The following is a 4105-nucleotide window of genomic DNA, read 5'->3' as shown; positions in this document are numbered from 1 at the left end:
GTCTTTACACCATGCACTCTCGGGCTTCATAAACAGTACAATTTCCTGTTCATCTTTCCACCCCATCTCTTTAACATGTTCGGCATAATTTTTTCCAACACAAATGAATTTCATTTTTTTTGGTGTAAAGGTAGTGAAATAAGCAATCCATATTTTTTATTTGAAAAATAATTTTTAAATTTGCAAAAAGTAAATCTATGAAAAAGCTGTATATTATTTCATTAATATTAATAGTATGTTTTTTGGGAGGAATATTATACTCTCAAATTTATTTTGATGAGATAGTAGTCAATAAAATTAAGATTAAGCCCATTACCTCAAACGGATATGTGGGAAATTACAGCAACTTATATGGTGCTTATTATGCGCCCGTTGATTCGACCACTCAAGTTTGTCGGGGTAGTGCCCTGTGGTTAGGTGGATTAGATGCCGGTGGACAATTACACTTGGCCGCCCAAACCTATGCTCAAATAGGAAGCGACTTTAAATATGGCCCATATCCTTCAGCCCCTTTCTCCTGGAATAAATTGTGGAAAGTCAGAAAAAGTATGGTGGATAGTTTTCGTTTGAATTTATATTCTACAATTCCTTTACCTATTGCACAATGGCCCACACATGGCAATGTATCGCTTGGTCATGCCTCTCATCTTGCTCCTTTTAAAGATTTGAACAATAATGGTGTTTACGAACCTCAGTTTGGGGATTATCCATGCATTAAGGGAGACGAAGCTATTTTTGCTATTTATAACGATAATACATCTCATACCGAAACACAAGGTTTACCATTAGGTGTTGAAGTTCATCAAATGATTTATGGGTTCAATATGCCCAACGACTCTGCATTAAACAATACTTTATTTTTTCAATACAGAATTATCAATCGATCTGCCAATACTTACAATCCTTTTTTCGTGACTTGGTGGAGCGATTTAGACATGGGATTTTGCTGGGATGATTTTGCAGGCAGTGATATTCAAAGAAACGCAGTTTTTATATACGATGGAGATGGCTATGATTTTGAATTTGGCGATTATCCCGCCTGCGCAGGGTATACATTCTTAGATTTCCCTTTGGCAATACCTAACGATGGGATAGATAATAACAAGGACTGTATAATAGATGAACCGAATGAACCAAGCGGTCTCGCTTACATTATGTATTATAACAATGGTGGTTATCCTGATTCAAGTGCCACGTCTAATCCTACCACAACTGTTCATTACTGGAACTACATGCAATCCATTTGGAAAAATGGCACACCGCTGAAAAGAACCGGAAACGGATACAATTCCAGTTCTTTGCCTGCTTACAAATATGCCTTTCCTGACAGCAGCGACAATCAATATGGCTGGGGAAGCAACGGCAATTGTTCTTCACCCGTTACTTATACTAACTCGTGGGATGAAATATCAGCGGGCAATTCACCACACGACAGAAGAATTGTAAGCACAATAGGTCCTTTAATACTTCCACCATCAGGAGAAGTATGTTTTTCATTTGCTTTTATTTTTGCTGAAAACAACAATCATTTTCAGGACAATGTGTATGCTGTCCGACTATTTAAGCGAAGAGTAGAACAAGTACAAAATTTCTTTCAGGCCAATCACCTAGCTGGATGTGATTGCTCTATTCTCACAGAAACTGAAGAAATGAAGAATACGTCTTTTGTGGAAAAGGTTTATCCTAATCCTGCTTATGAATATTTAAACATTCATCTAAACACAAATCAAAAAATCTCCCGTCTTTATTTGACTGACATTAGCGGTAGAATTTATGAGTATTCAGTGAAATTTTCTGCGAACTCAAACAATCTTTTACAAATGGATATATCTTCCTTACCGAATGGTTATTATATTTTGGTGTTGCAAAATGATCTCTATCAAAAAACACACCTGCCCATAATTGTACAACACTAATTTACTATTATATGAGCAAAGTGTATTGGATAAGTATTATATGTTTATGGCTGAGTGTAAGTAAGGGTTTTGCCCAAAATACAGAAAACTGGATATGGGCTAATCAATATGGCAGCAATACAATAGATAATGCCAACTCTATATGTACCGATGGAGATAATATATGGCTCACAGGTTATTTTACCAATACTATCAATTTTGGAAACGGTTATTCTTTTTCAACTTTAAATAATTCCTTTGCAATGTATTTATTAAAAACAGACAAAAACGGAAACACATTATGGGCTACTTGTATCACAGGTGATAATATGGTGAAGGGGATTGCAGTAACCACAGACAATAATAAAAATGTAATTGTTACAGGAATAACTACTGCCAGTGTTTTATCTATTTCGGGTTTGACTAATCCAAATCCAGGTAAGGGAATGGTTTTTTTAATTAAATACGATAGTATTGGAACATTAATATGGACAAAGAAATTTATTAATACAGCTAATTGTGATGTAAGTAACTTATGTATTGACAAAAACAACAATCTTTACATTGCTGGAAATTTCTGGGGAAAATATCTAATTGTAGATAACGATACTTTGAAAAACTCTGACACTAGTGGAACTACCGCTGATGCATACCTTATTAAATTAAATCCATCAGGAAATGTTGTGTGGACAAAAGTTTATAACATTGCTCAATATCTCAATACAGATGTAACTAGAAATTTAATCGTACACAATCATCAGATTTTCTGGCTGATAAGAAATCAAGCCAATAACCAACTATGTATATTATCGTTAAAGGATTACAATGGACAAATTAAATGGAGCAAAATATTTAACTATTATTTTTATTCTTTTCCATCTCCTGCAGAACCCATTATAGCATATCAAAAAAATAAAGCTCAATTAATTTTAATTGGTAATCCCTGTAATAACAATAATCCTGTAATGATAATCGACAATTACGCTATGATGAATCCCTTTGTTGCCTTCTTTGATACCCTTGGAAATGTTACTAATATTGTAAATGACATATATCCATATTGTTTCAAAGGAAAATTATATTCAGTATTTACCGACGATGACGATAATGTGTACTTAGTGGGTACACATAATAATAATTTTACATTACGCGGTCTAACTATTAGCGGTCCTTATTCTGGTCAATGGATATCTATGATGAACGATAATTTAAATTTTGCCTATTGGCTTGCAGGTATTTATGATGGCGGTAGTGCTTTAAAGATTGCTGACCTTACCTTAGATAATACTAAGCAGGTTTATGTTTGCGGGAATACAGGAAATGGCACAACGATGTATTTTGGTAATTTACAAATAAATAAAAACAATTCCACAAATGCTTTTTTAGCCAAAATTGACCGATTAACTTCTGCTGCAAACATACCATCCGTATCTAATAAAATCTCTGTTTATCCTAATCCAAGCGATGGAAAAATCAATGTAAAAAGTTTTTATTCTACTACCGTCCGTATTTATAATTCTTTAGGAGATATTATTAAACAAGAATATATACCCGCTAATGATGTTAAAACAATAGATTTACCAAACAGTGGCATGTTCATTATCATAGATGAACGAACAAAGCAATCCGATAAAATTATTATACTTCCTTCAAAGTAAGGTTAATTTTTTCCTACATATACTTAAATCTGTGTATTTTTTGATTTATTCATTTAACTGAAACTCTGCTCTCAAAAACTCAGCAGTGCTATTATTTTTCAGTTGTATCATTTCTTCAGGAGTACCTTCAAATAATACATAACCACCTTCTTTACCACCCTCAGGTCCTAAATCAATAATATAATCGGCTGTTTTAATCACATCCATGTTGTGTTCAATCACTATTACTGTATTTCCATTATTGACTAATTGGTGTAGTACTAATAAAAGTTTATTGATATCTTCAAAATGCAAGCCGGTTGTGGGTTCATCTAATATATATAAAGTTTTACCTGTATCTTTTTTATATAATTCAGAGGCCAGTTTAATTCTCTGTGCTTCACCACCACTGATGGTTACAGAAGATTGTCCAAGTTGAATATACCCTAAACCAACATCATACAAAGTTTGTAATTTCTTTTTTATCTTTGGGATATTCTCAAAAAAAGAAAGTGCTTCCTCAACTGTCATTTCAAGAACTTCAGAAATATTTTTTCCTTTGTATCTCACTTG

4 protein-coding genes are annotated in these 4105 nt (G+C 33.5%); 2 read left to right on the top strand and 2 right to left on the bottom strand.

All coding sequences use genetic code 11. The features are described from left to right. Nucleotides 1-114, bottom strand: a 114-nt coding sequence (locus N3F66_14615; protein MCX8125378.1) for an isomerase/hydrolase, incomplete at its 3' end; no start/stop codon positions are given. Nucleotides 115-197: 83 nt separating this feature from the next. Between N3F66_14615 and N3F66_14610 the strand changes: the two genes are divergently transcribed. Both N3F66_14610 and N3F66_14605 read left to right on the top strand, forming a co-directional pair. Next, entirely contained in the window at nucleotides 198-1916 is a 1719-nt protein-coding gene (locus N3F66_14610; GenBank protein MCX8125377.1) for a T9SS type A sorting domain-containing protein, read from the top strand. 11 nt (nucleotides 1917-1927) lie between these two features. Further along, entirely contained in the window at nucleotides 1928-3553 is a 1626-nt protein-coding gene (locus N3F66_14605; protein MCX8125376.1) for a T9SS type A sorting domain-containing protein, read from the top strand. Between the two features lie 45 nt (nucleotides 3554-3598). Here N3F66_14605 and N3F66_14600 read toward each other — a convergent pair. Next, on the bottom strand, nucleotides 3599-4105 hold a 507-nt coding region (locus N3F66_14600), incomplete at its 5' end, for an excinuclease ABC subunit UvrA (protein MCX8125375.1).

Source organism: Spirochaetota bacterium (assembly GCA_026414805.1).
Lineage (GTDB): Bacteria > Spirochaetota > UBA4802 > UBA4802 > UB4802 > UBA4802.
The sequence above is the reverse complement of the archived record's forward strand: the minus strand, read 5'-3'. Positions and strand labels throughout refer to the sequence as shown.